Source organism: Micromonospora sp. NPDC005298 (assembly GCF_040607375.1).
Lineage (GTDB): Bacteria > Actinomycetota > Actinomycetes > Mycobacteriales > Micromonosporaceae > Micromonospora.
The window spans coordinates 82,136-108,418 of the sequence record NZ_JBEXGP010000004.1 but is presented as its reverse complement, the minus strand read 5'-3'; the positions used below and the strand labels follow the sequence as shown (position 1 = coordinate 108,418).

Sequence of the window (26,283 nt, the reverse complement as noted above, 5' to 3'; positions counted from 1 at the left end):
GCTGCATCGTGCCTCCATCGGTGGTTCAGACGGTGGGGGTGCTCCAGCGCTGGTTGGCGCCGTTGGTGCAGGGCCAGAGGATGAGGCGGGTGCCGTTGGCGGTCGCGCCGCCGTTGGCGTCGAGGCACTTGCCACCGGTGCGGTAGCTGCTCGACGCGGCGTCGTAGGTCCAGCGCTGGTACGCGGCGCCGGAACAGGCGCGGATCACGATCGCGGTGCCGTCGGTGAGGTTCCCGTTCGCCGGCTCCAGGCACTTGCCGAGGGCGGTGAGGGTGCCGTCGTTGCGGTGGGTCCACGTCTGGTTGCCGCCGCCGTTGCAGTCCCAGAGATTCACCGCCGTGCCGTCGGTGGTGTTGCTGCCGGGGATGTCGACGCAGCGCCCGCTGGTAAGGCCGGTGATGGCGCCCCGCTTCGGCCCGTACACCTCGAACTCCAGGAGCGAGTAGCCGTAGGTGGTGGCCCGCTGGGTGCCCTGCATGCGCACGTACCGCGCGGTGGTGTTGAGGACGTGCTCGTCGGTGCCGCCGTCACCGGCGGTGACGGTCGCCGCGGTGGTCCAGGTGGTGCCGTTGGAGGAGGTCTGGATCTGGTACGCCCTGGCGTAGGCGGCCTCCCAGCGCAGCGCCACGCGGGACAACTCCTGGCTGCTGCCGAGGTCGACCTGGATCCAGCTCGGATCGGTGTAGGCCGACGACCAGCGGGTGCTCAGGTCACCGTCCACGGCCGCCGACGCCGGGAAGGCTGCCGTCTCGGTGGACGACGCGGTCGCCGGACGGTTGAGCGCCAGGTTGCCTGTCGCCACGGCCGGGCCGCCGGGAGCCCGCCCGATGCGGTCGATGATGGTGCTGAAGGCGGTGTACGTGGCCGCCGGCTTTGGCGATCCCCAGGTCTGTTGGGCGACGACGCGCAGGATCGTCCGGATGCCGGCGGCAATCTGGTCCTCGGTCTCCGCGTCCGGGTAGTCGCACCAGACGTGCACCACGGTGCCCAGGTTGCGCGACGGATCGTTCACCGTGTTGTTGCCTTGGAACCGTTCCGGCGTCCAGGTCTCGTAGGCCCACGTCACGCTCGGCTTGCTGACGGCGGGGACGTAGTAGGTGGGATCCCACGCCTGGTTGGAGATGGTGTGCCCCCGGTCCACCAGGGCCTGCGGGGTGATGCCGTAGTTGTACCAGACCTCGACGTGGATGTTCGACGCCGGCCGGATGGTGCCGTCGGTGCCGATCCCGTCGTTCCACATGCGCGTCGTCTTGCCACCGGCGCGGACGATGTCGTTGGCCCAGTTGATGAAGCCGTAGTAGACGTCCTTCGCGATGGCGTTCGGCCCGTACGTGGCGCGGGCGTACGTCAGCAGTTGCGGGTGGGCGGCGTAGTTGCCGACGTACTCGTCCGCGCCGATGTGCCAGTACCGGCCGGGGAAGAGCGGCAGGAACTCGGTGATGAGGTCCCGGGTCAGGGTGTAGGCGCCCGGCTTGGACAGGTCCAGGTAGTAGGGGTCGCGGTTGCCGTTGGTGTCGGTGAGCTGCAGGTCCGGGTGGTTGGCCAGGATGACGTTCATGTGGCCCGGCATGTCGATCTCGGGAATGACCTCGATGTGGTACTTGGCGGCCAGGGCGATGAGGTCGCGGATCTCCTGCTTCGTGTAGTGCTGCGCGGACACGACCTCCGGGTGGGTGGTGCTCTCCAGCCGGAATCCGAACGTGTCGGACAGGTGCAGGTGCAACCGGTTCATCTTCAGGTAGGCGAGTTCCTTGACGTGCCGACGGAGCCAGTCGACGGAGAAGTACTTGCGGCCCACGTCGACCATCAGACCGCGTTCGGACTTGGTCGGAGCGTCGGTGGTGGTGCCGGCGGGCACGGTGGTGGACTGCTTGAGCAGTTGCAGCACCGTCCTGGTGCCGTAGAAGGCGCCCGCGTCGGTCGAGCCCTGGATGGAGATGCTCGACCCGACAGTCATCGTGTACCCCTCGGCGGGCTGGCTGCCGCCCAGGGTCAACCGGATGTCGCCGGCAGCCGCGCTCCCGGTGGCGACCGGCACCGTGCGTCCGGTCAGGTCCCGCAGGTCGGCCGCGAAGGTCGCCGCGTCGTCGTTGAGCTGGGCGGTGTACGCGGGGTCGACCACGATGCGGGTCGCGGTACCGAACGTGTAGCTGCCGGTGCCCGCCGTCCACTGCCTGAGCGCCGGGATCACCTGTAGGTCACCCGGCACGGCAGAGGCCGGCGTGGCGGGCACGGTCAGCAGTGCGGCGGCAAGTGCTCCCACCGCTCCGGTGACGCTGATACCTCGAAGACGCATGAACCGTTCCTCTCGAAAGGGGCTGGAGATCAGCAGGACGCCGGGTTGGCGGTGCTGTCGGTCGCGTACGCGGTGAGCGCCGCGACCTGTGGTACGCCGCGCGCGGCGGTGACCCGCAGCCGCAGCCGGTCGCTGGTCACGGGGGTGGACAACGGAACGATCCGCTTGTAGCCGACCGTTCCGGCGGAGGCGACCTGTTGCCAGCCACCGTTGATCCAGGCGTCCACGGCGAACGCCTCGACGCGCTGGCCGTTGCCGACCGACTCCTGCACCAGGACCCGGTCGAACGTGCGGACCCGGCAGGCGGTCAGCTCGACCGCGCCGGTGGTGGCCCCGTTCGCGGGCGACCAGTAGGTGCCCAGGGCCGCGTCGGTGAGGGCGGCGTGGGTGCCTGTCGCTCCTGCCTTGGCGAACAACTCCCGGCCGTACCTGGCGCGTTGCGCGGTGCCGAACCCGTCGAGGGCTGTGACGTCCGGCGCGTCGATCACACCGGCCCGGTTGGGCGGGACGTTGAGCAGCAGGTTGGCGTTGCGGCCCACCGCGTTCTCGTAGAGCCGCATGAGAGCGTCCGGCTGTTTGACCGAGCCGTTCTGGCCGGAGTGCCAGAACCAGCCGGGCCGGATCGACACGTCCGCCTCGGCCGGGTACCACGACAGGTAGGTGATCGAGCCCAGGTTGCGGCCGATCAGCGCACTGGAACCCAGGTCGCTCGACGCGGCACCGGCGAGCATGTCGTCGTCACGGTTCAGCGCACCGGGATCGGTGCCCCGGAACGGCAGCGCGCTCCACTCGTCGGCCCGGAACGCCCCGGACTCAGAGCCGACCCAGCGCACGTCCGGGCCGTTGATCGCGATCGTGGCGTTCGGTTGCAGTGCCCGGATCAGCCGGTACCAGTCGGTGACCTGGTACGGCTGCGGGTACGCGGTGTACGGGTTGGCGCCGTCGAACCACACCTCGGCCGTCGGCCCGTACTCGGTGAGCAGCTCGTAGAGCTGGTTGAGGAAGTAGGAGTTGTAGTCGTCGGCCTGGTACGCGTACGTCTGCGTCGGGGTGCGGGTGTCACCGGCGACGAGGGTCGGGATGGTCACCGCCCGCTTGGCGCTGCCGTTGCCGAACCGGTCGCCACCCCGTCGGCCGGGGATCTCCGCGCCGTCGGCGGGGGAGAGGTAGAAGCCCACGGCCAGCCCGGCGGCGCGGGCGGCATCGACTGTGGCGCGCAGGACGTCACTCTGGCTGGTACGACCCCACCAGGGGCTGCTGCGTACCGAGTGGGTGCTGTACCGCGACGGGTAGAGCAGGAACCCGTCGTGGTGTTTGACGGTGAGGATGACCTGCTTGAACCCGTTGCGCTTGAGCACGTCCATCCACTGCGCGGGATTGACCGCGGTCGGGTTGAACAGGGCCGGGTCCTCGTTCCCGCTGCCCCACTCGACGTCGGTGAAGGTGTTCATGCCGTAGTGCAGGAACGCCGTCAGCTCCCGCTGCTGCCAGGCCAGTTGGGCGGCCGACGGGACGACCTGGGCTGCCTTCTGCCGGATCCGGTCGACTGTGTCGCACCTGTCGACGGTGATGACCGTGGCCGGGGCGACCGGGCCGCTGGTGCCGGGATTGCCCGCGCAGCCGGGCGGCGGCGGGGTGCCCCCGCAGACCGGCGCGTCGAGCTGGAAGTCGGCCGGACCGGCGGCGCCGGTCATCGTCGCGAGGGCGATGGCGTCCACCGTGCCGTGCCAGCCCCGGTTACGGGTGCCGGCGTCGTTGCCGAAGGTCAGCAGACCCTGCGACGCGTTGGCCGCGGCGACAGGCGTGGTGACCGTGGTGCCCACCTGACAGCCGTTGACGTACGCGACGAGCCGGGCCGCTGCGTCGCTCACGTACTCGTAGGCCAGTGCCACGTGGGTGTCCTGCGTGTCGGCCAGGTTCGGCCCGCTCTGCCGGGTGTCGTGGTACGGCGCGTCCGGCCCGTACATGCCGAACTCGGTGGTGGTCTGCGAGCCGTTGGCGTAGCGGTAGTAGCCACCGCCGGCGAGGCTGAGCACCGTGTCGAAGGTCAGGGTGGCGCCGCTCTGACGGCGTACCACCGCCTCGGCCAGCAGGCTCCTGTTGACGTACTTCGTGCTGGTCACCGGGATCCGTGGGGCGAACCCGATGCCGGTGCCGCCGCCGGTGAGCGTGACCGACGTCCCGCTTGTCGTCTCGGTGCCGGCCAGTCGGGTGAGCTGCCCGTCGACCAGCTCACCGGTCGACGGCGTGTAGCCGGTGGCGGAGGTGAACGTGCCGCTGAAGCCGACGTCGAGCAGCGGCTGGTAGTCGGCGGCGGCGACCCGCCACTGCTGGTTGGTGGCTGTGGTGCAGGGCCAGAGGATGAGGGCGGTGTTGTTGGCGGTGCCGCCTGCGTTGGCGTCGAGGCAGGTGCCGGTGGCCTGGTTGCGCAGCGTTCTCGCTGTGGTGTCGTAGGTCCAGCGTTGGTTGGTGGCGGTGCCGCAGGTGGTGATGGTCGCGGCGGCACCGTTTGTGGTGCTCGCGGCGGCGAGGCACTTGCCGCGGTTGCGGATGGTGGTGTCGGCCTGCCGGGCCCAGATCTGGTTGGTGGCGCCGGTGCAGTCCCAGAGGATGAGTGCGGTGCCGTCGGTGGTGGCACCGCCGGGTACGTCGACGCAGCGCCCGCTGGCCACCCCCGTGATCGTGCCGTCCCCCGGAGCCGCGACGGCCGGTGCCGCCGGTGGGGTGAGCTGGACCAGGCAGGTGGTGAGCAGGGCCAGGGTGGTCAGGGCGGCCCCGCTCGCACGTGGACGGTGGCGGCGCAGGGTACGGGTCATGGGATGTCCTCTCCGAGAACGGGCAGGGAGGGGCGGCGCGGTGGGTGGCGTGCGGTAGGCCGGCGGCCCGATCGGAGCTACATCAGCCACTGCTGGTTGGTGGCTGTCGTGCAGGGCCAGAGGATGACGGCGGTGTTGTTGGCGGTGCCGCCGCCGTTGGCGTCGAGGCAGGTGCCGGTGGCCTGGTTGCGCAGGGTTCTCGCTGTGGTGTCGTACGTCCAGCGGTGGTTGGTGGCGGTGCCGCAGGTGGTGATGGTGGCGGCGGCGCCGTTCGTGGTGCCGGCGGGGGCGAGGCACCTGCCGCGGTTGCGGATGGTGTTGTCGGCCTCGCGGGTCCAGATCTGGTTGGCCGCTCCGGAGCAGTCCCAGAGGATGAGGGCGGTGCCATCGGCGGTGGCCGCGCCGGGTACGTCGACGCAGCGTCCACTCGCCCCTCCGGCGATCGTGCCGGTCGCGGCCGTGGAGACGGCCTGGTAGCGGTGCCCGGCCTCTGCCGCGAACGTCACCCGGTCACCTGCGCGGGTCACCGGCACGGCCTGCCCGGTGGTGAGGTCCACCAGCGGCACGGTCGCCAGCATCGGGTTCCGGACGGTGAGCGTGCCGCCGCTGCCGGCGGTGAGGGTGATCCGGCTGGCCAGGCGGTTGCGCCACTCGGCGTCCACAGTCACGTTGCCGCGTGCCCTGAGGCCGTTGACCGAGCCGCTGGGCCAGGTCGCCGGCAGGGCGGGCAGGACGTCGACCACGCCGTTCTGGCTCTGCAGCAGCATCTCCGCGATGCCGGCGGTGGCCCCGAAGTTGCCGTCGATCTGGAACGGCGGGTGGGTGTCGAACAGGTTGGCGAGGGTGCTGCTCCTGAGCTGCTCGCTGAGCATCTTGTGGGCGTGGCCGCCGTCCAGCAGCCGGGCCCAGAAGTTGATCTTCCAGGCCTTGCTCCAGCCGGTGCCACCGTCGCCGCGTGCCGTGAGGGACACCTTGGCGGCGTTGGCGAGGGCAGGGGTGGTCAACGGCGAGATCTGCCGGCCCGGGTGCAGGGCGTACAGGTGCGAGACGTGCCGGTGGTCATTTGTCGGGCTGTCCCAGTCCGCCTTCCACTCCTGCAACTGGCCCCAGGAGCCGACCCGCAGGCCGCTGTCGAGCTTGCTCAGCGTGGTCTGCCACTGGCCGCGCAGGGTGGCGTCGACGCCGAGCGTGGTGCTCGCCTCGATGGTGTTGGTGAGCAGGTCCCACACGATCTGCTCGCTCATCGACGCACCGGCCGAGAAGTCACCCTGCTCGGGTGAGTAGCTGGGGGAGACGACCAGCCTGCCGTCGCGCGGGTCGACGCGCAGGTTGGCCCGCCAGAACTCGGCGGCCTCCCTCATCGCCGGGTACGCCTGGTCGCGCAGGAACGCCGTGTCGCGGGTGAAGCGGTAGTGCTCGTAGAGGTGCTGGCACAACCACGCGGCCGCCTCCGGGAACCAGAAGGCGGTGGCCCAGTCCTGGACACCGGTGAAGCCGTACGGGTTGGTGCTGAGGTGGGTGACCCAGCCTGTCGTGCCGTAGATGTTCTGCGCGGTTGCCCGGCCGGGCACCCGCAGCGCGTCGATGAAGTCGAACAGCGGCGCGGCGGTCTCGGTGAGGTTCGTGGTCTCCGCCGGCCAGTAGTTCATCTGGACGTTGATGTTCGTGTGGTAGTCGGCCTGCCAGGGCGGGCTGTTGGAGTTGTTCCAGATGCCCTGGAGGTTGGCCGGCAGCGATCCGCCGCGCGACGACGCGATGAGCAGGTACCGGCCGAAGGAGAAGTACAGCGACTCCAGCGCGCGGTCCTGTGCCCGCCCAGCGGCACCCGTGTAGGCCGACCGCAGCTCGTCGGTGGGAATGGTCGGCATCCGCCCGCCGGCGTCGAGCCGGACGCGGTCGAAGAGCCGCTTGTAGTCGGCCAGGTGGGCCGCGCGCAGCGCCGTCCACGTCGAGGTCGCCGCGGCGTCGACGGCCTGGGTGACCCGGGCGTGCGGGTCCGCGCCCCGATAGGTGGGGTACGTGTCGGCGTACGACGTGCCGGCGGACAGCACGACGACCGCCGAGTCGGCGCCCGTGACGGTGACCCGGTCGCCAGCGTCGGTCCGGGTGCCGCCGGTGGTCACCACCCGGTACTGGGTTTCGTGGACCAACCCGTTGCCGGGCAGGGCGCCCCGTACGGTGATCCGGCCGTTCGCCACCGTGACGGTGCTGCCCGGCTGGGCCGGAACGGTGCGTAGGACGAAGGAGACCTTCCCGGCCTGACTGGCCGACAGCCGGGCGGCGATCACGTTGCCGGGGTGGCTGGCGACGTACTCGCGCTGGTAGGTGACTCCACCGTGGGTGTATTCGACGCGGGCGGTGGCCTCGGCGAGGTCCAGCTCGCGCCGGTAGTCGCTCACCGTCGTCGGGGTGCCGGTCATGTCGAGGTACACGTCGGCGAGGTTCTGGTACGAACCGAATGCCGTCGTCGGCTGCCCGAGCGCGGTGGCGACCGCGCCGGGTGCCATCCGGGTGTCCCTGTCGATCTGGGCCTGTACGCCCGACAGGGCTCCGGGTCGTGGTGAGGTCCAGTTGCCGTAGTTGTATCCGGCGGTGCCGGGTCCACCCGTCCAGAGGCTCTTCTCGTTGAGCTGGAGGCGTTCGGTCTGGATGCCTCCGAAGACCATGGCGCCGAGCGCGCCGTTGCCCAGCGGCAGCGCGTTGCTCTCCCAGTTGGCGGCGGGCTCGTCGTACCAGAGCGCCAGGGCGGGGTCGGTGGCGGCGGCCCCGGTGGGAGCCGCGCTGACGGACACGGGGGTCAGGCACGCGGCCACGAGAAGGGAGGTGGCTGCGGCCCGCAGGATCGTCCGGGAACTGCCGGTCTCGAACATAGGGCCTCCTCTATGTGAGGGGAGTTAACGTGGGATGTTTATTTTTGTCAATGGCCCGGATCCGTAAGTCTTCGACGTGTTGCCGGAGAGAGTGACACCTGCTAGACATCAGATGTCAGAGTTCGGACGTCGGAAACACCCGATGTTTCGCGCAGCCTGCGCGCCGGCAGTTGCGGGCGGGTCCTGGCCGCGCCGCATGAGGTGTCGTCGCGGTTCACCGACGCGGCTCCCGGGGGCGCCGCCGCGCGCGTCCACCAACTCGGGGTGTAATCCTCGCGGTCACGGCAACGGCTCACCCCTACGCGGAGGCAGCGATGGCGCTCACCGACGAGGCGATCGGCAAGATCAAGAGCATGATCACCTCGGGCGAACTCGGCCCCGGCGATCGACTGCCCAAGGAGGCGGACCTCGCCCGGCGGCTCGGCCTGTCCCGCAACTCCCTGCGGGAGGCGGTGAAGGCGCTGTCCATCATGGGCGTCCTGGACGTCCGCCAGGGCGACGGCACCTACGTCACGAGCCTTGCCCCGCAGTTGCTGCTCGACACGCTCGGCTTCGTCGTGGACTTCCACCGCGACGACACCGTGCTGGAGTTCCTCGAGGTGCGGCGCATCCTCGAGCCCGCAGCCACCGCGTTGGCCGCGCAGCGGATGGGTGCCCAGGACATCGCCGACCTCCAGGCCGTCCTGGACAACGTCGGCGACACCAGCGACGTCGAGGTGCTGGTCGCCAACGACCTGGAATTCCACCGCAGGATCGCCGTCGGTGCCGGAAACGCGGTGCTGTGCTCGCTGCTCGACGGGCTGTCCGGCCCCACCACCCGGGCCCGCATCTGGCGCGGTGTCACGCAGGAGGGCGCCGTCACCCGGACCCGCGAGCAACACCAGGCGATCGTCGACGCGATCACGGCCGGGCAGGCCGAGCTGGCGCGCTCGTGGGCCACCGTGCACGTCGCCGGTGTCGAGGAGTGGCTCCGCCGGGCGCTGTGATCCGGGGCGCTGTGATCCGGGGCGCTGGTCAGCGCCGATCCGCGTCCGGCAGGGCGCCGGCGGTGCCGTCCGGCTCGTCGCGACCTCGGCCCGGCGGCATCGGTACGGTCACGAATCGGCGACGTTTGCGGCGTCGGTTCAGGTCTGCGCGATGCGGGCGATGCTCGCCCGGATGGGCGCGTAGTGCTCGGCGATGGCGGCCTGGAGGTCCGCCACGTCGCCGGCCGCGACGGCGTTCACGATCGCCCGATGCCGGTGGGCGGTGATCACCCGGTCCTCCGGTTCGGTTCGCAGCGTGGGGGCGACGATGGCCTGCACCTGCCAGAACGCCTCGGTCAGTTGCAGGATCAGGTCGTTGCCGAGGGGCTCCAGCAGCTTCACGTGGAAGGCGCGGTCGACGTCGAGGAAGTCCATGCCCTGGGCGGCGAGGTTCTCCATCTCGTCGACGAGCGTGGAGAGTTCCGCCCGGTGCGCGTCGTCGAGGACGGTGATGACCTGCGCTGCCAGCCCCTGTTCGAGGGTCTGCCGGACGTCCACGACCTGGCCCAGGACGTGGTGGTCCTCCTCGCCGCTCAACAGGCCGCGGAAGGTCAGGCCCTCCACGAGCGCGGCGAGGGACATGCGGCCCACGAAGGTGCCGTGGCCGTGTCGTACCTCGACGATGTCGAGAGCGGAGAGGATCTTGACGGCCTCGCGGACGCTGGAGCGGCTCGCGCCCACCGCGTCGCACAGCTCCGCCTCGGTGGGCAGGATGTCTCCCGGCTTGAGGCGATTGCGCAGGATGTAATCCTTGATCTTGGTCGCCACCTCCTGCCGACGGGGACCTGGGCGCTCCGCACCGCGTAGCGGGGACGCGTCAATGGTCGTCATCTGCCACTTGCCCTTCGTTCACGGATCTGACACGCTCACCCTATCGGCATCAGATGTCTGACGTCAGACCCCATTACCTTCGAATCCCTCAGCGCGAGCGATAACGCGAGCGCATGAAGAGCCTATGGAGGCAGCTACGTGAGCACCACCGTTGAGCCAAAGGAGAGTCGGCGCTTCCCCCCGCGCCGGTTCCGCTCGTTGGCCGTCGCATCCACCGCGGCAACCCTCGCACTCGGGCTTGTCGCGTGCAGTGGCGGCCCCGCCTCGACCAACGCCGTCGAAGGCGGCAACGGGGGTGCGACCTCGATCGAGACCACTCTGGCGTTCACCCTCTCCAGCGGTTTCGATCCCGCGAACGCCTCGTCGGCGGTCGCCACGGCGGTCAACCAGCACATCTTCGAAGGCCTCGTCGATCTGGACCCGGTCACCCGGGAACCTTACCGTTCCCTGGCCAAGGAAGACCCGGTGGCCAGCGCCGACGGGCTCACCTACACCGTGGCCCTGCGGGACGGCGCCAAGTTCTCCGACGGCACCCCCGTCACCGCCGAGGACGCCGCCTGGTCCTTCGAGCGCGTGCTGAAGCCGGCGGACCCCAAGGCCCCGCCGCTGATGCGGGGCTTCGTGTCGTTCATCGACTCGGTGACCGCGAAGGACGCGACGACCGTCGAGTTCAAGCTGAAGTACCCGTTCGCCCTGTTCTCCGAGCGGATCTCCGTGATCAAGATCCTGCCGAAGGCCAAGACCGCGGACGTGGCCGCGTCGAAGACCTTCGACACGGCGCCGATCGGCTCCGGTCCGTTCAAGTTGGACAGCGCGTCCAAGGAGTCGGGCGTCAAGCTCAGCAAGAACCCGAACTACAACGGCCCGCGCGCGGCCAAGGTCGAGACGATGACCTGGAACACCACCTCCGAGGCCTCGGCCCGGGTGTCGGACCTCCAGGGCGGCCGTGTCCAGGCCATCGAGTCGGTGCCGTACCTGAATGTCGACTCGCTCAAGGGCAAGTACACCGTCGAGGCGAAGCAGGCCTTCAACCAGGTCTTCCTCATGTTCAACTCGTCCGCGGCGCCGTTCAACGACAAGCGCGTACGCCAGGCTCTGCACTACGCCATCGACAAGGACGCGGTCATCAAGACCGCGCTCAACGGCTACGGCACCCCGGCGACGAGCTACCTGGACGAGGGCAACAAGGACTACCAGAAGGCCGCCACCGTCTACGACCACAACCTGGACAAGGCCAAGGCCCTGCTCCAGGAGGCCGGCGTCACCAACCTGTCGTTCCAGCTCGACACCACCGACAACTCCGTCGTCAAGGATGTCGCCCCGCTGGTCATCGAGCAGTGGAAGAAGATCGGCGTCAACGCCAGCCTCAACACGGTGCCCTCGTCTGCCATCTACGGCGACATCGTCCCGAAGGACACCTTCCGGGTGCTGATGGCCACCGGCGACCCGAGCGTCTTCGGCGTCGACACCGACCTGCTGCTGCGCTGGTTCTACTACGGCGAGACCTGGCCGGGTCAGCGGTACCGGTGGAACGCCGCCGACCGCAAGGCCATGGCGGACCTGCTCGACAAGGCCGCGCAGACCCCTGACGAGGCGGCCCGCAAGGCCCTGTGGAAGCAGGCTCTGGACAAGGTGGCCGACGAGGTCCCCCTGTACCCGATCCTGCACACCAAGGTCGTCACCGCGTACGACCCGTCGAAGCTCGACGGCTTCTCGGGCGCGTCGACCACCGGCCTGTACTTCCTGGGCACCAGCCGAAAGGGCTGAGCCCGCCTCGGGGGCCCCACCCTGGCCCCTGCGCGTCCCGCCCAGCCCTCTGTCCCTCGGGCTGGGCGGGACGCCCCGGCGGCCCTCGACGAGAGAAAGACACCATGCTGAGCGTTCTGAGTCTGGTCGCGCGACGACTCCTGACACTGATACCCCTGGTGCTGGGCATCACGATCTTCGTCTTCGTGATCATGCAGTTCTCCCCGATCGATCCCGCGCTGTCCGTCCTCGGCGACCAGGCGACGCCCGCGCAGGTGGCCGCGTTCAAGGCCGCCAACGGCCTGGACGACCCGCTGCCCCTGCGGTACCTGCACTTCCTGGGCGACCTGCTCCGGGGCGATCTGGGCGTGACCTTCCCGCCGTCCGTCCCGGTCGCCGACAAGATCGCCACGGCGCTGCCGCTGACGATCCAGCTCACGGCCCTGGGCATCGTCGGCGCGCTCGTCATCTCGTTGGCCCTCGGCATCACCGCGGCGCTGTACCGCGACCGCTGGCCCGACCAGGTCATCCGGTTCGTCTCGATGGCCGGTATCGCCATGCCGTCCTTCTGGCTGGCCCTCCTGCTCATCCAGGAACTGTCGGTCCGCCGCCCGATCTTCCCCACCGGCGGGTACGTCAACCCCGGCGACTCGTTCTCGATGTGGCTCCAGTCCCTCGCCATGCCCGCGCTGGCGCTCGCCGTGCCGGTCGGCTGCTCCCTGGCCAGGATCGTGCGGACGTCGATGGTCGAGGAACTCGACAAGGACTACGTCCGTACCGCCATCGGCGCCGGGCTTCCGCCGCGCGTGGTGGTCGGACGCAACGTGCTGCGCAACGCGCTCATCAACCCGCTCACCGTGCTGGGCCTGCGGATCGGCTACCTGCTGGGCGGCACGGTCGTCATCGAGGCCATCTTCTCGCTGCCCGGCATGGGCACCCAGATCATGAGCGCGGTGCAGCAGAACGACACGGCGCTCGCGCAGGGGACCGTGCTGACGATCGCCATCTGCTTCGTCGTCGTGAACCTGGTGGTCGACATCCTCTACCTCTTCGCCAACCCTCGACTGCGCGGAGCCCACTGATGCGTCGAACACTCACCGCCCGGCTGTCGGTCCCCGGCATCGCCTTCAAACGGCTCAGCGTCACGTCCCGCATCGCCCTGAGCTTCGTCCTGCTCATCGTCGTGGTGGGCGTCTTCGCGCCGCTGATCCTGCGGCACGACCCCGCGCAGGCCGGGCTCGGTCCCGCGCTGACCGGCCCGAACGGCGACTACTGGTTCGGTCTGGACAAGCTCGGCCGCGACGTGTTCTCGCGGCTCGTCGCGGGCACCCGACGGTCGTTGATCGTGGGCTTCGGCAGCGCCGGGATCGCCCTGGTGGTCGGCGCGATCCTGGGCGCGCTCGCGGGTACCAGCCGGCCGGCGGTCGACGAGGTCGTGATGCGGTGCCTCGACGTCGTCATGGCGTTCCCCGCGATCGTCCTCAGCGCCCTGCTGATCATCTCCTTCGGCAAGAACAGCCTCCTGGTCCTCGTGGTCGCGATCGGCTTCGTCTTCGTCCCCCAGGTCGCCCGTATCGTGCGCGCCAACGTGCTCTCGCAGTACCGGGAGGACTACGTCGCCGCCGAACGCATCATCGGCGCCCGCCGGCCGCACATCCTGTGGCGGCACATCCTGCGTAACTGCGCCGCGCCGATCCTCGTGTTCGTCACCGTCATGGTGGCCGACGCGATCGTGTTCGAGGCCTCCCTGTCCTTCATCGGCGGCGGGCTCGCGCCCCAGGAGGCGGCGTCCTCGTGGGGTTCGGTCATCGCCTTCGGCAAGGAGATGGTCCAGATCGGTGGCTGGTGGGCCACGTTCTTCCCCGGCCTGCTGATCCTGCTGACCGTGCTCGCCCTGAACGTGCTCTCCGAGGGCATGTCCGACGCGTGGGCCGCCCCGGCGGCGCGACGTGCCACCGCGACGAAGACCGGTGACGCGCAGGAGGAGGCGCAGCCCGGTTCCGGTGAGATGGTGCAGCTGCCCGGCCTGCCCGAGGCGGCGCAGCGGCTGCGCGAGCGGGCCCGTCCGCTCCCGCAGGGTGAGCCGGTCCTGGAGGTCCGGAATCTGTCCATCGGGTTCGAGGGGCGCCATCGGGGCGTCGACATCGTCGACAACCTGACCTTCGACGTGCGCCCCGGCGAGGTGCTGGGCCTGGTGGGGGAGTCCGGCTCCGGCAAGTCCCTCACGTCGCTCGCCGTGATGGGCCTGCTGCCGCAGGGCGCCCGGGTCCGCGGCGAGGTCCGCTTCGCCGGCACCGACCTGCTGACGTTGAGCGCGAAACGACGCCGCGCCCTGATGGGCCGCGAGATCGCGATGGTCTACCAGGACGCCCTCTCGGCCCTGAACCCGTCCCTGCGCATCGGCCCCCAGCTCGCCCAGATGATCAGTCGTGGCGGCACCCGGTCCGCAGAGGAACTGATGGAACTCGTGGGTCTGGACGCGCAGCGCACCCTGTCCGCGTACCCGCACGAACTCTCCGGCGGGCAGCGGCAGCGTGTGGTGATCGCGATGGCGCTGTCCCGCGACCCGCGCCTGATCATCGCCGACGAGCCGACCACCGCCCTCGACGTCACCGTCCAGGCGCAGGTCATGGAGCTGCTGCTGCGGCTGCGTGGCCAGCTGGGCTTCGCGCTGATCCTGGTCAGCCACGACCTGGCGCTGGTCAGCGACGTCGCCGACCGCGTCGTGGTCATGTACGGCGGGCAGATCGTCGAGAGCGGTGTCACCGCCGACGTGGTCGGGGCGCCCGCGCACCACTACGCCCGTGGCCTCCTCGGCTCCGTGCTCTCCCTGGAGGCCGGCGCGGAGCGGCTCACCCAGATCCGCGGTGTGGTGCCGTCGCCCGCCGACTTCCCGCCGGGCTGCCGGTTCGCGGACCGCTGCCCCATGGCGACCGAGGTCTGCCGCGAGGAGACGCCCCGCCTGGAGGGCGTCGCCGGGCACCGCTACGCCTGCCACCACCCGGCGGTCGCCGTCAGGGAAGAGGAGCTGACCCGATGAGTACGCGCGAGTCGATCGTCGAGCTGCGCGACGTGCACGTGGTCCACCGCACCGGCGGGGGCGGCATGTTCAGCCGCGAGCGGGTGTACGCCCTCACCGGCGCGGACCTGACCGTCCGTGCCGGCGAGACCATCGGCGTCGTCGGCGAGTCCGGCTGCGGCAAGTCCACGATGGCCAAGGTGCTGGTGGGTCTCCAGCGGCCGACGAGCGGCACTGTCGCCTTCGCCGGCAAGGACGTCTGGTCGATGAACGCGGCGGAACGCCGTCAGCACATCGGAGCCGGCGTCGGCATGATCTTCCAGGATCCCGCCACGTCGTTGAACCGGCGCATGCCGGTCCGCGACATCCTGCGCGACCCGCTCGACGTGCACCGTCGGGGCACCCGCCAGCAGCGCGAGGAGCGGGTCTCCGAACTCATGAACCTGGTGGGCCTGCCCCGCTCGGTCGCCGACGTCCTGCCGAGCCAGCTCTCCGGCGGCCAACGCCAGCGGGTGTCCATCGCACGCGCGCTGGCCCTGGAGCCGGGACTGGTCATCGCCGACGAGCCCACCAGCGCCCTGGACGTGTCGGTACGGGCGCAGATCCTCAACCTGCTCCTGGACCTCAAGGAGCGGCTGAACCTGGCGATGGTCTTCGTGTCGCACGACATCCAGACCGTGAAGCGGATCAGCGACCGGGTGGTCACCATGTACCTCGGCCGGATCGTGGAGCAGACACCCGCCGCGGGTCTTCCCGAGGTCGCGCAGCACCCGTACACCCGGGCGCTCTTCTCCGCCACGCCGGGCCTGCTCTCACCACTCGATCCGATCCCGCTCGTCGGGCCCGTCCCGCTCGCCACCCGGCCGCCCAGCGGATGTCCGTTCCGCACCCGCTGCTGGAAGGCCACCGACGTCTGCGCCACGGAGATGCCGCCGGTCGAGACGGGCGGCGACGGCTCCCACGAGTTCCGGTGCTACCACCCCGTGTCCGCGGGATCCAGCAACGCGGAGCTGGTCGAGCTCGCCAGAGCAGCGACCGGCCGTACCACCCCCCTACATGTCGAGGAGACAGCGTGACCACCCCTGCCCCGCGGTTCGCCGGAGTCGTGCCGCCGGTCGTCACCCCCCTGACCGAGGAGGGTGCGGTCGACGTCGCCTCCCTGGAGCGGCTCGTCGAGCGGATGCTCGGCGCCGGCGTCGACGGCATCTTCGCCCTCGGCAGCTCCGGCGAGACGGTGTTCCTCACCGACAGCCAGCGGGACCAGGCTCTCGAGACCGTGGTGAAGACCGTCGGTGGCGCCGTACCCGTCATCGCCGGCTGCATCGAGCCGACCACCCGGCGGGTCCTCGACCGGGCCGACGCGTCGACGCGTCTGGGCGCGGACGGCCTGGTGGCCACCGCGCCCTTCTACGCCATCGTCGGCCCGTACGAGGTCGAGCGGCACTTCCGGTCCCTCGCCGCGTCGGTCGAGCTGCCCCTGCTCGCGTACGACATCCCGGTGTGCGTGCACACCAAGCTCTCGCCGGGCCTGCTGAGCCGGCTCGCGGCGGACGGCGTCCTCGCCGGCGTCAAGGACTCCAGCGGCGACGACGTCTCCTTCCGCCAGTTGGTGCTGGCGATCGTCGACAGCGCGCCGGACTCCGGCTTCAGCCTGCTGACCGGCCACGAGGTGGTGGTCGACGGCATGATGCTCGCCGGCGCCTCCGGTTCCGTCCCCGGACTGGGCAACGTGGACCCGGCCGGTTACGTGCGCCTGCACCGGGCCTGCGTGAACGGTGACTGGGATGCCGCCCGCGCGGAGCAGGACCGCCTGACCCGGCTGTTCCGGATCGTCGACGCGGCCGACCCGGCGACGGCGGCCGGGGCCACCCGGGGGGTGGGCGCGTTCAAGACCGCCCTGGCGCTGCTCGGTGTCATCGACAGCAACGCGGTGTCACTGCCCCTGCGGCCGCTCGACGCCGACGAGACGGCGCGGGTGCGGGGACACCTGGAGCTGGCGGGGCTCATCTAGCCATGTCGACGGTACGCACGCCCCCGGTCGTCGCCGCGCTCGACATCGGGGGCACCAAGACGGCTGCCGCCATCGTGACGCGCGACGGTGAGGTCACCGACCGGCTCACCGCCGCGACCCCCGGTCGAGCCGGGGCGACGGCCATCCTCGACACCGCCGCCGATCTCGTCGAGCGCCTGCGGTCGAGGGCCACCGGGGTCCGCGTGGGTGCCCTCGGCGTCGGCAGCGCCGGCGTGATCGACCACCGTACCGGCCTGGTGCTCTCGGCCACCGACGCCCTGGCCGGTTGGGCCGGCACCGACCTGAGGGGACGACTGCGGGAGCGGCTGGGCGTACCCGTGCACGTCATCAACGACGTGCACGCGCACGCCCTCGGCGAGGCCCGGCACGGCGTGGCCGCCGGCCACGAGACGGTTCTCTTCATCGCGGTCGGCACCGGTGTCGGCGCCTCGTTCGTCGTCGACGGCGCCGTGCTCACCGGAGCCCACTCGACGGCCGGTCACGCCGGCCACCAGCCCTCGCCGTACGCGGGGCAGATGCCCTGCACCTGCGGCGGGCAGGGCCACCTGGAGGCGATCGCGTCCGGCCCCGCCCTCACCGAGGAGTACGTGCGGCGTACCGGTCAGCGGGTCGACGACCTGCGGGCGGTGGCCGCGCGGGCCGCGGACGGCGACGCGACGGCCCGGGAGGTCGTCCTGCTCGGCGGTGCCGCCGTCGGCTCGGCGGTCGGCGGGCTGGTCAACATGCTCGACCCCGGTGCCGTCGTGATCGGCGGCGGGGTCACCGGCCTCGGCGACCCATGGTGGCAGGCACTTCGGGACGCCGTGCGGCGCGAGACCCTGCCCACCCTGGGCGACGTGCCCGTGCTGGCCTCGACCCTCGGCGCGGACGCCCCACTTCTCGGCGCCGCCACACTCGCCTGGACGGACATGTCATGAACGCGTTGATCGAAGGAATCCGCCACCGCCTGGTCGTCTCCTGCCAGGCGTACCCCGGTGAGCCGATGCGCAACCCGGACACGATGCGCAGGGTGGCCCTCGCCGCCGCCCAGGGCGGAGCGGCCGGGATCCGCGCCCAGGGTCTGGCGGACATCGCGGCCATCCGGGACGCGGTCGACCTGCCGCTGATCGGGCTGTGGAAGGACGGGAACGACGACGTCTTCATCACCCCGACGCTCGAACACGCGCTGTCGGTGGCCCGGGCCGGCGCGCACGTCGTCGCGCTCGACGGCACCGCACGGCCCCGGCCGGACGGGCGAAGCCTCGGCGAGACAATCGCCGCCGTCCACCAGTTGACCGGGGCTCTGGTGATGGCGGACTGCTCCACCCTCGCCGAGGGGATCGCCGCCGCCGCGGCGGGCGCCGACCTGGTCGGCACCACCCTGGCCGGCTACACCGCGTACACCACCAAGCAGCCCGGACCCGACCTGGACCTGGTCGCCCGCCTCGCCGCCGCCGTCGACGTGCCGGTGGTCGCGGAGGGCCGGATCCACACCCCGGTCCAGGCGGCACAGGCGCTGCGGGCCGGGGCGTGGTCGGTCGTCGTGGGTACGGCGATCACCCACCCCACCACCATCACCGGCTGGTTCGCGTCGGCGATGGCCGGCGCCCGGTAGTGCACCCCACCCCCATCGACAATCCTGCTGTGACGGAGGCCGCGCTGTGGCTCTGAGCGATCTCACCCTCGCCGAATGCTGGGCGTACCGACCGGAACTGACTGTTCCGGAGGACCTGGACGCCTTCTGGGAGCGGACGCTGCGCGTCGACGAACCGTCGGCGGCGACGTACGAGCCCGTCGAGACGGGTCTGACCCAGATCCGTACCTGGTCGGTCACCGTCGCCGGCCACGGTGGCGAGCCCGTGCACGGCTGGCTGCACCTGCCGGCGGACGCCACCGGGCCGTTACCCTGCGTCGTGGAGTACCTCGGGTACGGCCGTGGCCGTGGCCTGCCCCACGAGAAACTGTTCTGGGCCGCCGCCGGCTTCGCCCACCTCATCATGGACACCCGGGGTCAGGGCTGGAGCGCCGCACCCGGGGCCACCGCCGACGCGGACCGGTATCCGGCGGGGACCGTTCCGGGCTTCCTCACCCGGGGCGTCACCGACCCGGACGACTTCTACTACCGCAGGCTGATCACCGACGCGGTCCGGTTCGCGCGGGCCGCCCAGGAGCATCCCGCCGTCGACCCGGCCCGGATCGCCGTCACCGGCATCAGCCAGGGCGGCGGCCTCTCACTGGCGGTTGCCGCGCTGGTCCCGGACGTGGCGGCGGCCATGCCCGATGTGCCCTTCCTCTGTGACTTCCCGCGCGCCGTCCGGGTCGCCCCCCGGGGGCCGTACGGCGAGGTCGCCGAGTACCTCGCCCTGTACCGCGACCGCGCCGACCAGGTGTTCCGGACGTTGTCGTACGTCGACGCCGCCGTGCTCGCGGCCCGTGCCACCGCGCCGGCGCTGTTCTCCATCGCCATGATGGACCAGACCTGCCCGCCGTCGACCTGCTTCGCCGCCTACCACCGGTACGGCGGCGACAAGGAGGTGCGCGTGTACGAGTTCAACGACCACGAGGGTGGCACGGCGCACCAGCAGGCCGAACAGCTCTCCTGGCTGCGCGAGCTCTTCGGCCGCTGAGGACGGTGCCTCGCGTCAGCGCGGTTCCCAGGCGTCGGGCAGGGCGGTGAGCTTGCGCACGTGGGCGGGCAGCCGACCGCTGACGATCTCGGCGAGGCTCACCTCGTCGACGACCCGTCGCACGGCGGCGCGCACCGCCACCCACAGGCCGGGCAGGTTCTCCGCCGACCCCTCGTACCGGGTCTCCTCCGGCCGCAGGCCGCGTACCCCCGCGAGGGGGCCCTCCACGGCGCGCAGCACCGCGCCGACGGTCACCTCGCGCGGCGGGCGCGCCAGGGTGTAGCCACCCTCGGCGCCGCGCTGGGCGCGCACGATGCCGGCCCGGCGCAGGTCCGCCAGGACGGCCTCCAGGAACTTGCGGGGCATGTCCTGCTCGGCGGCGATGGCCTGGGTGGACAGCAGTGAGGGGTACGCGGTGGCGAGGCTCAGCGCCGCCCGTACCGCGTAGTCGCCGCGCGCGGAGATCTGCACCCTGCCATCATGCCCGGCCGGTGCCGGCACCAGGGCCGGCGGGCGACCCGGTTCGGGTGCCGTGGCCGCCGTTGACCGGTTCGCCGGTGCCACCGAAGCGGAAACGTCCCGCGTTGACGCCGGCGCCGTCGGCCGGTGGGCGGGGGCGGACCACCCGACCGGCGGGCGGCTGCTCCCGCGCGGCTCGGAACGCCCCGGGGCTGATCCCGACCTCGCGGGTGAAGAAGCGGCCGAAGTTGGTGGGCTCGGAGAACCCGAGTTGCCGGCCGATCTGGGCGATCGGCTCGTCCGTCGCGGCGAGCAGGCGGGCGGCCTGCAACGCGACCCGCTCGTCGATGACCTGCTTGGCGCTGTTGCCGGTGACGGCCAGGCAGGCCCGGGTGAGGGTGCGTACCGAGCAACCGAGCGCCGCCGAATAGTCCTCCACCCGCCGGGTGAGCTGGTAGCCGTGCTCCACCTCGCGCCGGAAACGGTGGAACGTCTCCACCTCGGGGCGGGGCGGGGCGTGGTCCGCGTCGGGCAGGGTCAGCCGCAGCAGCAGCACGGCGAGCTGGTGGCGCAGCAGCGCACGGCCGGCCGGGCGGTCGCCGTGGCGTTGACAGTCCACCGCCAACTGGCTGACCTCGCTGATCACCGCGTCCTCGTCCTCACCGGCGAGCTGCCGCCACGCCGCCGGGGCGTCCGGGTCGACGTCGAACCCGCGCAACGCCTCGGAGTCCCACCCGACCACCGTGCCGTCGAACTGCGGGCCGGGACAGCGCAGCACCTGACCGGCGCGGACCCGCAGCAGCGTGCCCGGCCGGCACGGCAGTAGGTGGAAATCCAGCTCGGCGTCGCCGTGCCCACGGGTGGTGAGGATCAACAACTCCCGTTCGACGAGCACCGGCCGACGCCAGACCCGGTCGCGGGTCAGGTCGGCCAACGCGAACGTGGCGATCTCGTCGGGGACGAGTGACGCCGTTCCGATCGATGGCGCGGGGGAGGGATCGGTGGGGACCATCGCCTGCGACGGTAGCCCGAACCGCAGGTCACCGCATCCCGTCCCGGGCGAGATGGCCGTCTCGGGACGACGGGCTTGTCCCGATCCGGGCGACCGGGCTACGTTACCCGGCGGTAGCGCCGTCCGGTCCGCGGTCCGCCCGGCGCCCCGCCGGCCGCCCGACACCGCCGGGGGCCCCGCCAACTCGCGATGGGATGGGCATGACGCAGCTGTTCTCGGTCGAAGGCAAGACGGTTCTGGTCACCGGCGGCTCGCGGGGGATCGGTCTGATGATCGCCCAGGGCTTCGTCCGGGCCGGCGCCCACGTGATCATCTCGTCCCGCAAGGCGGACGTCTGCGAGGCGGTCGCCAAGGACCTCTCCGCCGAGGGGCGCTGCGAGGCCATCCCCGCCGACCTGAGCGACGACGCCGGCGCCGAGGCGCTGGCCGCAGCCGTGCGGGACCGTGTCGAACGCCTCGACGTCCTGGTCAACAACGCCGGCGCCACCTGGGGTGCGCCGCTGGAGGAGTACCCGGAGTCCGCGTTCGACAAGCTCTGGGCGGTGAACGTCAAGGCCGTGTTCCGCCTCACCACTGCGCTGCTGCCGGCGCTGCGCGCCGCCGCCAGCGCCGACGACCCCGCCCGCGTGATCAACATCGGGTCGATCGACGGCATCCGCGTGCCGTGGATGGAGGTGTACGCGTACTCGGCCACCAAGGCGGCGGTGCACATGCTCACCCGCGGTCTCGCCCACCAGCTCGCCGGCGAGCAGATCACCGTCAACGCCATCGCGCCCGGCCCGTTCGAGAGCAAGATGATGGCGTTCGCCCTGAACGACCCGGCGAGCCGCGCCAGCATCGAACAGCAGGTGCCGCTGGGCCGCATCGGCCGGCCCGAGGACATGGCCGGAACGGCCATCTACCTCTCGTCGCGGGCCGGCGCCTACCTCACCGGCGCGGTCATCCCCGTCGACGGCGGCATCACCACGCGCGGCTGAGCACCGGCCGACCCGGGGCGGGCTGTCCGCGTACCCCCTGGTGTGCCGGCGCCGCGCGGACTCGGCAGGTCCGCGCGGCCCCGGTGTGGCCGGTGTTGCTCTTCCCGGCGGTGATCAGCGACCGGCGAGCAGCCGGTTCACCGCCGTGTCGACGTCCAGGTGCTCGGCCTCGCGGCCGCGCGGGACGACGACGTACGTCCGTCGAAGGAACCGCACCAGGACGCTGCGCGGCACCTCGAAGAGGGCGTTGCCGTCCGGTGACGACAGGGCCAGCGCGACGAAGTCGCCGCGCGGGGTGGCCCAGGGCCAGACCCGCACGTCCCCGATGCCGGCCGGCTCGTCCAGACCGGTGACCAGGAGTTCGCGAGCGAACGACCAACTCACCGCCTCGCCCCCTGCCGATTCGGCATGGAACAGGACATGGACCGCATACGGGTCAGCAGGGTCGTAGCGCAGACTGGCACGCACCGGCAAGGCGGTGGCGTCAGGTGCGACGAGCCTTAGCGACGTCTCGACCTCTACGGTCGTCGGTCGAATGACACTCATGGACGTTCTCCCCCCGGCACCGCTGCGGAACGCGCGTGTCCCGCTTTTCCCATACTCAGGTGCTACTCCTGGCTACGCTCCGCCATACGCTGACTTCACCCAGTGGTGGGAAGGGGGACGGAAAGGCCGCGTGAATGTGGTGATTCACGTAGGATTTCCGGTTCTGCCCAGTGCGTGATCCCGCCCGGCATCGGGTGGTTCAGTCGTCGACTTACTCCGGTAACGTCCAGTCGGCCGTTGCAGTGACGGGCCCGAGCGACACTGGGGGGTGAAATGGTCACGAACCGATCCTCAGTGGATGGGCCAGCGGCGTCCGGCCCGCCGAACGTCGCGGTCCGAGCAGCCGAAAAGCGGGGGTACGCAGTGCCGAAGGAGCAGTCCGAGCGACCCGGACGGACGACGCCCGACGACGATCGCTCCGGCGACGTCCTCGTCGCCGGGAAGCCGCCGCAACGCCCCCACTGGCGACAGCGGATCTCGACGACCCTGGACCTCATCCGAGCCAACCCCACCGGCCGGATCGCCCTCAAGATCTTCATCGCGATCGCCGGGGCGCTCGTCGTCACCATCGGCATCGCCCTCATCCCGCTACCCGGGCCAGGCTGGCTGCTGGTCATCGGCGGGCTCGGCATCTGGGCCGTCGAGTTCCACTGGGCCCGCCGACTGCTCGGCTTCACCCGCCGACACGTCCAGGGGTGGACACGATGGGTGACTCGACAGTCACTGCCGGTGCGAGCCGTCCTCGGTGCCGTCGGGCTGATCTTCGTGGGCACCGTCGTCTGGCTGTCCCTCAAGTACAGCCTCGGCATCGACGTGGTGGCCGAAGCCATGGACTACCTCACGACGCACTGACCCCGGATTTCCGGTCCGGTTCCACGATCGGGTAGAGTCAACGGCGCTGAGGGCGATTAGCTCAGTGGGAGAGCGCTTCGTTCACACCGAAGAGGTCGCTGGTTCGATACCAGCATCGCCCACGCAGGTCAAAGGCCACTTCCCGGCTTCGGGAGGTGGCCTTTCTGCTGTCGTACAGCAGCCAAGTACAGCAACGGCGTCAGTGGCCGAGTGAATCGCCAAGGCGTTTGAGGGCGTCACTGGTCGCCTTGTTTGATACCTGCGTGTAGATCTCCATCGTCACGGAGAAGCGGGCGTGCCTCAGCACCTGCATGGCGACTCTGGGGTGGACGTCGAGGTCGGCAAGCAGCGTGGCGCAGGTGCGGCGGGCGTCGTGGACGGTGATCGGCGTGACGTTGGTCTTTCCGCACCTCGCCTGCCACGACCGTTGGAAGTTGCGCGGCTCGATGGGTGTGCCGTAGCGGGTGGTGAAGACAAGTCCGGTCTCGTGCCAGGCCTTGCCTGCGGCAGCTTCAGCCTCATCGCGTTGCTGCTGTCTGAGCTTGAGAGCGGTCAGGCAGATGTCGGGCAGGGGGAGTGTGGCGTCGGATGCCTGAGTCTTGGTGTCGCGGTGCAGGAGCTGCCCGTGCACCCGTTGCAGTTGGCGACCGATGGTCAGCTCCCCAGCGTCGAGGTCGACGTCCTTCCACGTCAGTCCCAGGGCCTCGCCCTTGCAGGCCGGTCACGAGGACCAAGGCGTAGGCGGCGTACAGCGGGTCCTCGTCGTGGCGGGCGGACTCCAGGAACTTCCGAGCCTCATCGCTCGACCACGACTTGCCTCGTCGACGGCGAACCGGGGCCAGGGTGACCGCCACGGCCGGGTTTTTGGTGATGAGGTCTTCGGCCTGGGCGTGAGTGAGGGCAGCTCGCAGTGCGGCCCGGATGTCGCTGACCGTCCGCTTCGACGGGACGGCCTGGCAGCAGCGGCCGACCGCGCAGCAGCGCCGCTTCTGCTTCGGGCGGGCGGCGTCCTTGCCCTGGGCGCAGCACTGACAGGTCCGGGCCACCTGGTTGATCCAGGTCTGCACGTCGCGGGACTGGAGCCGGTCGACCCGCTTGGACCCGAGGCCAGGGGAGATGTAGCGGCGGACGAACGTCTCGTAGGTGGCGTAGGTGAGGGGCGCGCGGTTGGGCTCGATGATCTCGTTGAGCCAGTAGGTGAGGAAGCTGTCGAACGCTGGTCGCCACCGGTCCGGCCTTGGCCTGTTGGTGCAACTTGATCCACTTGTCGTGCACCGCTTCGCGGGTCTTGCCGTAGACGTACTTCCGGGTGCGCCTGCCGTCCGGCTTGGTGACCCAGACGTACGCGGCGAAGCCGTTCCGGTACGGGAAGATGGAGCCTTCGCCGTTGGCTCGGGCGCGGCCCGGCATCAGGCGGCCTCCTGGCGTTCGACCTGCTCGCGGATGTAGTCGTCGATCCACTCCGGGAGGATGCGGCGGTACTTGCCGTCCTTGATGGAGCGCAGCTCGCCGGTAGCGATCTTCATTTTGGCCTTGGAGATGCCGAAGCCGAGAAGGACGGCGACCTCTGCAGGGGAGTACCAGCGGGGGCGGAGGTTCTGGTTCATGCAGCGGCCCCGGTGAGCCAGGCTTCGTGGGCGAGTTCTTCCCGGCCGATGCGTCTGGCCTGGCGCCGCTGGGCGGCGGCCGTGTTGGCCAGGAGTGCGTCACCTTCGGTGAGCCAGCCGAACCCGCTGTAGGTGAGGGTGCCGACGGTGATCGTGTGTGGCGGGTCGTCGTCCTCTTTGCGGCGGTAGGTGGCGCGGGTGTCGCGGAGCAGGCCGAAGGTGACGGAGTAGCGGCGACCTTTGGTGAGGAAGTGGCCACCGAAGCCGAGCATGTGCGCCCAGCGGCGCAAGCCGCCGTAGATGTTGCGTTCGGCGTCAAGGCTGCCTTGACGGTCGTCGTCGGTTGTGGCCCCGCTGACCATACCGGCATGGGTAGGCCTGCCGAGGTGCCAGCAGGCGTCGATGAGGCGGGCGGTGTGGTCGCCATCGGGATCGGCGTAGTCGTCGATGGTGGCCGGAGTGAGGCGGTTGGAGGAGTGCCCGGTGGCTTCGGTGGCCTTGGTGGCGTACTTGGCAAGGTAGGCCTCGACCTTGCTCTCGGTCAGCTCGCCGCTTGTGGCTTTGATCCGGCGGACGTCGACCTGCTCGCCCCAGGCGATCGGCCATCCTTCGGGCTGGTCGGGGTGCGGTGGCGTGGTGACGGCGATCTGCCGGGCGGCGGCGTGGAGGGCGGCCTCCAGGTCGTCAACAGTGATGCCGGCCGGTGGCGGCACGAGGGCGTTCGGATCCTCGGGGGCGACGCCGTCGAGGCGCAGCAGGACGTGGAAGTGCACGGCGGCGCGGCGTTGCACCTCGGCGACCTTGCCGTGCGACACGCGCACGGGCGGCACCCAGCGGGCCTTGCCGGAGGCGGTGACGATGCCGACCTTGGGGATGCCACGTTGACGGCACGTTGCGGCGAGGTGCCGATCGGCGGCTTGCTTGGTGCGCCGCCACAGCTCGCCGGAGAAGTAGTTCCAGACGACTTGGTGGGCGTGGTCGTAGCAGTCGAGGCACAACGGCTGGCCGAGCCGCGGATCGTCGACGTCGTGGCGAGCGAAGCACGCGGCGGTGGTCAGTCCCCAGCGTCCCGTCTCCGGGCAGGCGTCACTAACGTCCAGCCTCGTACAACAAGTTGTTGTGGGTCATGACGTTGCTGACACCACCGACGGGGAGTTCGGTGTTCCGTGAGAGCTGCCGGGCGCCAGCGCTCGGCATTGTCCGACTTCAGTCAGGTATTCGGTCATCGCATCACGGTTGCGGATGAGTACGTCGATCCGCTCGGTGAGCCGGTCCCGCTCGGCGGCCAGCAAGGCCAGCATCTCCGGTGTTGCATCGGGGAAGTAGATCGATCGAGGTTTGTCCAGGCACGGAAGGATCTGCTTGATGATGCGAGTGGGGAGCCCCGCATCCAGCAGGCCACGGATTTGGTTGACCCGGTCCACGTAGCGGTCGTCATACTCCCGATACCCGTTCTCGCCCCGGTCCGGGACAATCAGCCCTTGCTCCTCGTAGTAGCGAAGTAGCCGACGGGACGCCCCCGTCAGTCGCGACAATTCACCGATCCTCACACCCGCCGAAGCTACTCGGTGCACCTAGACTTGACCATC

Annotated in this window: 20 protein-coding genes, 1 tRNA gene and 2 pseudogenes; 12 read left to right on the top strand and 11 right to left on the bottom strand. The window is 70.6% G+C overall.

Annotation, left to right across the window (positions count from 1 at the left end; translation table 11 throughout):
- Nucleotides 1-25: 25 nt before the first annotated feature.
- The 3 genes from ABZS77_RS11190 to ABZS77_RS11180 all read right to left on the bottom strand — a co-directional run bounded on the left by ABZS77_RS11190 (nt 26) and on the right by ABZS77_RS11180 (nt 7,982).
- Entirely contained in the window at nt 26-2,296 is a 2,271-nt protein-coding gene (locus ABZS77_RS11190) for a family 20 glycosylhydrolase (RefSeq protein ID WP_354820794.1), read from the bottom strand.
- Nucleotides 2,297-2,325: 29 nt separating this feature from the next.
- Nucleotides 2,326-5,112, bottom strand: a complete 2,787-nt coding sequence (locus tag ABZS77_RS11185; RefSeq protein ID WP_354820791.1) for an alpha-L-fucosidase — start codon at nt 5,110-5,112, stop codon at nt 2,326-2,328.
- A 77-nt stretch (nt 5,113-5,189) separates the two neighbouring features.
- Entirely contained in the window at nt 5,190-7,982 is a 2,793-nt protein-coding gene (locus ABZS77_RS11180; RefSeq protein WP_354820788.1) for a glycoside hydrolase N-terminal domain-containing protein, read from the bottom strand.
- A 314-nt stretch (nt 7,983-8,296) separates the two neighbouring features.
- Between ABZS77_RS11180 and ABZS77_RS11175 the strand changes: the two genes are divergently transcribed.
- Entirely contained in the window at nt 8,297-8,968 is a 672-nt protein-coding gene (locus ABZS77_RS11175) for a FadR/GntR family transcriptional regulator (RefSeq protein WP_354820785.1), read from the top strand.
- A gap of 138 nt (nt 8,969-9,106) precedes the next feature.
- Here ABZS77_RS11175 and ABZS77_RS11170 read toward each other — a convergent pair whose 3' ends face one another.
- On the bottom strand, nt 9,107-9,838 hold the full coding sequence (locus ABZS77_RS11170) for a FadR/GntR family transcriptional regulator (RefSeq protein WP_354820782.1): 732 nt from the start codon (nt 9,836-9,838) through the stop codon (nt 9,107-9,109).
- Nucleotides 9,839-9,976: 138 nt separating this feature from the next.
- On the opposite strand from ABZS77_RS11170, the gene ABZS77_RS11165 reads away from it, so the two are divergent.
- The 8 genes from ABZS77_RS11165 to ABZS77_RS11130 all read left to right on the top strand — a co-directional run bounded on the left by ABZS77_RS11165 (nt 9,977) and on the right by ABZS77_RS11130 (nt 19,241).
- A complete protein-coding gene (locus tag ABZS77_RS11165) occupies nt 9,977-11,605 on the top strand; it encodes an ABC transporter substrate-binding protein (protein ID WP_354820779.1) in 1,629 nt (542 codons plus the stop codon).
- A 104-nt stretch (nt 11,606-11,709) separates the two neighbouring features.
- On the top strand, nt 11,710-12,666 hold the full coding sequence (locus ABZS77_RS11160; protein WP_354820776.1) for an ABC transporter permease: 957 nt from the start codon (nt 11,710-11,712) through the stop codon (nt 12,664-12,666).
- Complete coding sequence (locus ABZS77_RS11155) at nt 12,666-14,624, top strand: dipeptide/oligopeptide/nickel ABC transporter permease/ATP-binding protein (RefSeq protein WP_354820773.1); 1,959 nt, start codon at nt 12,666-12,668, stop codon at nt 14,622-14,624. The genes ABZS77_RS11160 and ABZS77_RS11155 overlap by 1 nt, the downstream gene beginning before the upstream one ends.
- Nucleotides 14,621-15,679 (top strand): ABC transporter ATP-binding protein, encoded by a 1,059-nt coding sequence (locus ABZS77_RS11150; RefSeq protein WP_354820770.1) that lies wholly within the window; start codon nt 14,621-14,623, stop codon nt 15,677-15,679. Before ABZS77_RS11155 ends, ABZS77_RS11150 begins: the two co-directional genes overlap by 4 nt.
- Nucleotides 15,676-16,614: a dihydrodipicolinate synthase family protein gene (locus ABZS77_RS11145; RefSeq protein ID WP_354820767.1), complete on the top strand. Its 939-nt coding sequence runs from the start codon at nt 15,676-15,678 to the stop codon at nt 16,612-16,614. Before ABZS77_RS11150 ends, ABZS77_RS11145 begins: the two co-directional genes overlap by 4 nt.
- Nucleotides 16,615-16,616: 2 nt before the next feature.
- A complete protein-coding gene (locus ABZS77_RS11140) occupies nt 16,617-17,552 on the top strand; it encodes an ROK family protein (RefSeq protein ID WP_354820764.1) in 936 nt (311 codons plus the stop codon).
- Complete coding sequence (locus tag ABZS77_RS11135; RefSeq protein WP_354820761.1) at nt 17,549-18,229, top strand: N-acetylmannosamine-6-phosphate 2-epimerase; 681 nt, start codon at nt 17,549-17,551, stop codon at nt 18,227-18,229. The genes ABZS77_RS11140 and ABZS77_RS11135 overlap by 4 nt, the downstream gene beginning before the upstream one ends.
- A 46-nt stretch (nt 18,230-18,275) precedes the next feature.
- On the top strand, nt 18,276-19,241 hold the full coding sequence (locus ABZS77_RS11130) for an acetylxylan esterase (RefSeq protein ID WP_354820758.1): 966 nt from the start codon (nt 18,276-18,278) through the stop codon (nt 19,239-19,241).
- Nucleotides 19,242-19,256: 15 nt separating this feature from the next.
- On the opposite strand, the gene ABZS77_RS11125 is transcribed toward ABZS77_RS11130, so the two are convergent.
- Both ABZS77_RS11125 and ABZS77_RS11120 read right to left on the bottom strand, forming a co-directional pair.
- Nucleotides 19,257-19,712, bottom strand: a complete 456-nt coding sequence (locus tag ABZS77_RS11125; protein WP_030333674.1) for an Rrf2 family transcriptional regulator — start codon at nt 19,710-19,712, stop codon at nt 19,257-19,259.
- A gap of 7 nt (nt 19,713-19,719) precedes the next feature.
- Complete coding sequence (locus ABZS77_RS11120) at nt 19,720-20,712, bottom strand: AraC family transcriptional regulator (protein WP_354820755.1); 993 nt, start codon at nt 20,710-20,712, stop codon at nt 19,720-19,722.
- Nucleotides 20,713-20,912: 200 nt separating this feature from the next.
- On the opposite strand from ABZS77_RS11120, the gene ABZS77_RS11115 reads away from it, so the two are divergent.
- Nucleotides 20,913-21,689 (top strand): glucose 1-dehydrogenase, encoded by a 777-nt coding sequence (locus ABZS77_RS11115; RefSeq protein WP_354820752.1) that lies wholly within the window; start codon nt 20,913-20,915, stop codon nt 21,687-21,689.
- A gap of 114 nt (nt 21,690-21,803) precedes the next feature.
- Here ABZS77_RS11115 and ABZS77_RS11110 read toward each other — a convergent pair whose 3' ends face one another.
- Nucleotides 21,804-22,235, bottom strand: a complete 432-nt coding sequence (locus tag ABZS77_RS11110; RefSeq protein ID WP_007457244.1) for an SsgA family sporulation/cell division regulator — start codon at nt 22,233-22,235, stop codon at nt 21,804-21,806.
- A gap of 273 nt (nt 22,236-22,508) precedes the next feature.
- Between ABZS77_RS11110 and ABZS77_RS11105 the strand changes: the two genes are divergently transcribed.
- Both ABZS77_RS11105 and ABZS77_RS11100 read left to right on the top strand, forming a co-directional pair.
- Entirely contained in the window at nt 22,509-23,087 is a 579-nt protein-coding gene (locus tag ABZS77_RS11105; RefSeq protein WP_354820749.1) for a TIGR02611 family protein, read from the top strand.
- Between the two features lie 50 nt (nt 23,088-23,137).
- A tRNA-Val gene (locus tag ABZS77_RS11100) sits at nt 23,138-23,209 on the top strand.
- A gap of 77 nt (nt 23,210-23,286) precedes the next feature.
- On the opposite strand, the pseudogene ABZS77_RS11095 reads toward ABZS77_RS11100, so the two are convergent.
- The 4 genes and pseudogenes from ABZS77_RS11095 to ABZS77_RS11080 all read right to left on the bottom strand — a co-directional run bounded on the left by ABZS77_RS11095 (nt 23,287) and on the right by ABZS77_RS11080 (nt 26,244).
- A pseudogene (locus tag ABZS77_RS11095) lies at nt 23,287-24,497 on the bottom strand (site-specific integrase).
- On the bottom strand, nt 24,497-24,694 hold the full coding sequence (locus tag ABZS77_RS11090; RefSeq protein ID WP_354820746.1) for a DNA-binding protein: 198 nt from the start codon (nt 24,692-24,694) through the stop codon (nt 24,497-24,499). The pseudogene ABZS77_RS11095 and the gene ABZS77_RS11090 overlap by 1 nt, the downstream one beginning before the upstream one ends.
- Nucleotides 24,691-25,743, bottom strand: a pseudogene (locus ABZS77_RS11085) (replication initiator); the annotation flags it as partial. The pseudogene ABZS77_RS11085 and the gene ABZS77_RS11090, both read right to left, overlap by 4 nt.
- Before the next feature lie 75 nt (nt 25,744-25,818).
- Entirely contained in the window at nt 25,819-26,244 is a 426-nt protein-coding gene (locus ABZS77_RS11080; RefSeq protein WP_354820743.1) for a MerR family transcriptional regulator, read from the bottom strand.
- Between the last annotated feature and the right edge of the window lie 39 nt (nt 26,245-26,283).

What these genes read in the sequence shown, in the direction of transcription:
- ABZS77_RS11190 (WP_354820794.1), bottom strand. Translation starts at nt 2,296, where the DNA reads ATGCGTCTTCGAGGTATCAGCGTCACCGGAGCGGTGGGAGCACTTGCC.
- ABZS77_RS11185 (WP_354820791.1), bottom strand. Translation starts at nt 5,112, where the DNA reads ATGACCCGTACCCTGCGCCGCCACCGTCCACGTGCGAGCGGGGCCGCC.
- ABZS77_RS11180 (WP_354820788.1), bottom strand. Translation starts at nt 7,982, where the DNA reads ATGTTCGAGACCGGCAGTTCCCGGACGATCCTGCGGGCCGCAGCCACC.
- ABZS77_RS11175 (WP_354820785.1), top strand. Translation starts at nt 8,297, where the DNA reads ATGGCGCTCACCGACGAGGCGATCGGCAAGATCAAGAGCATGATCACC.
- ABZS77_RS11170 (WP_354820782.1), bottom strand. Translation starts at nt 9,838, where the DNA reads ATGACGACCATTGACGCGTCCCCGCTACGCGGTGCGGAGCGCCCAGGT.
- ABZS77_RS11160 (WP_354820776.1), top strand. Translation starts at nt 11,710, where the DNA reads ATGCTGAGCGTTCTGAGTCTGGTCGCGCGACGACTCCTGACACTGATA.
- ABZS77_RS11155 (WP_354820773.1), top strand. Translation starts at nt 12,666, where the DNA reads ATGCGTCGAACACTCACCGCCCGGCTGTCGGTCCCCGGCATCGCCTTC.
- ABZS77_RS11150 (WP_354820770.1), top strand. Translation starts at nt 14,621, where the DNA reads ATGAGTACGCGCGAGTCGATCGTCGAGCTGCGCGACGTGCACGTGGTC.
- ABZS77_RS11140 (WP_354820764.1), top strand. Translation starts at nt 16,617, where the DNA reads ATGTCGACGGTACGCACGCCCCCGGTCGTCGCCGCGCTCGACATCGGG.
- ABZS77_RS11135 (WP_354820761.1), top strand. Translation starts at nt 17,549, where the DNA reads ATGAACGCGTTGATCGAAGGAATCCGCCACCGCCTGGTCGTCTCCTGC.
- ABZS77_RS11120 (WP_354820755.1), bottom strand. Translation starts at nt 20,712, where the DNA reads ATGGTCCCCACCGATCCCTCCCCCGCGCCATCGATCGGAACGGCGTCA.
- ABZS77_RS11115 (WP_354820752.1), top strand. Translation starts at nt 20,913, where the DNA reads ATGACGCAGCTGTTCTCGGTCGAAGGCAAGACGGTTCTGGTCACCGGC.
- ABZS77_RS11110 (WP_007457244.1), bottom strand. Translation starts at nt 22,235, where the DNA reads ATGAGTGTCATTCGACCGACGACCGTAGAGGTCGAGACGTCGCTAAGG.
- ABZS77_RS11105 (WP_354820749.1), top strand. Translation starts at nt 22,509, where the DNA reads ATGGTCACGAACCGATCCTCAGTGGATGGGCCAGCGGCGTCCGGCCCG.
- ABZS77_RS11090 (WP_354820746.1), bottom strand. Translation starts at nt 24,694, where the DNA reads ATGAACCAGAACCTCCGCCCCCGCTGGTACTCCCCTGCAGAGGTCGCC.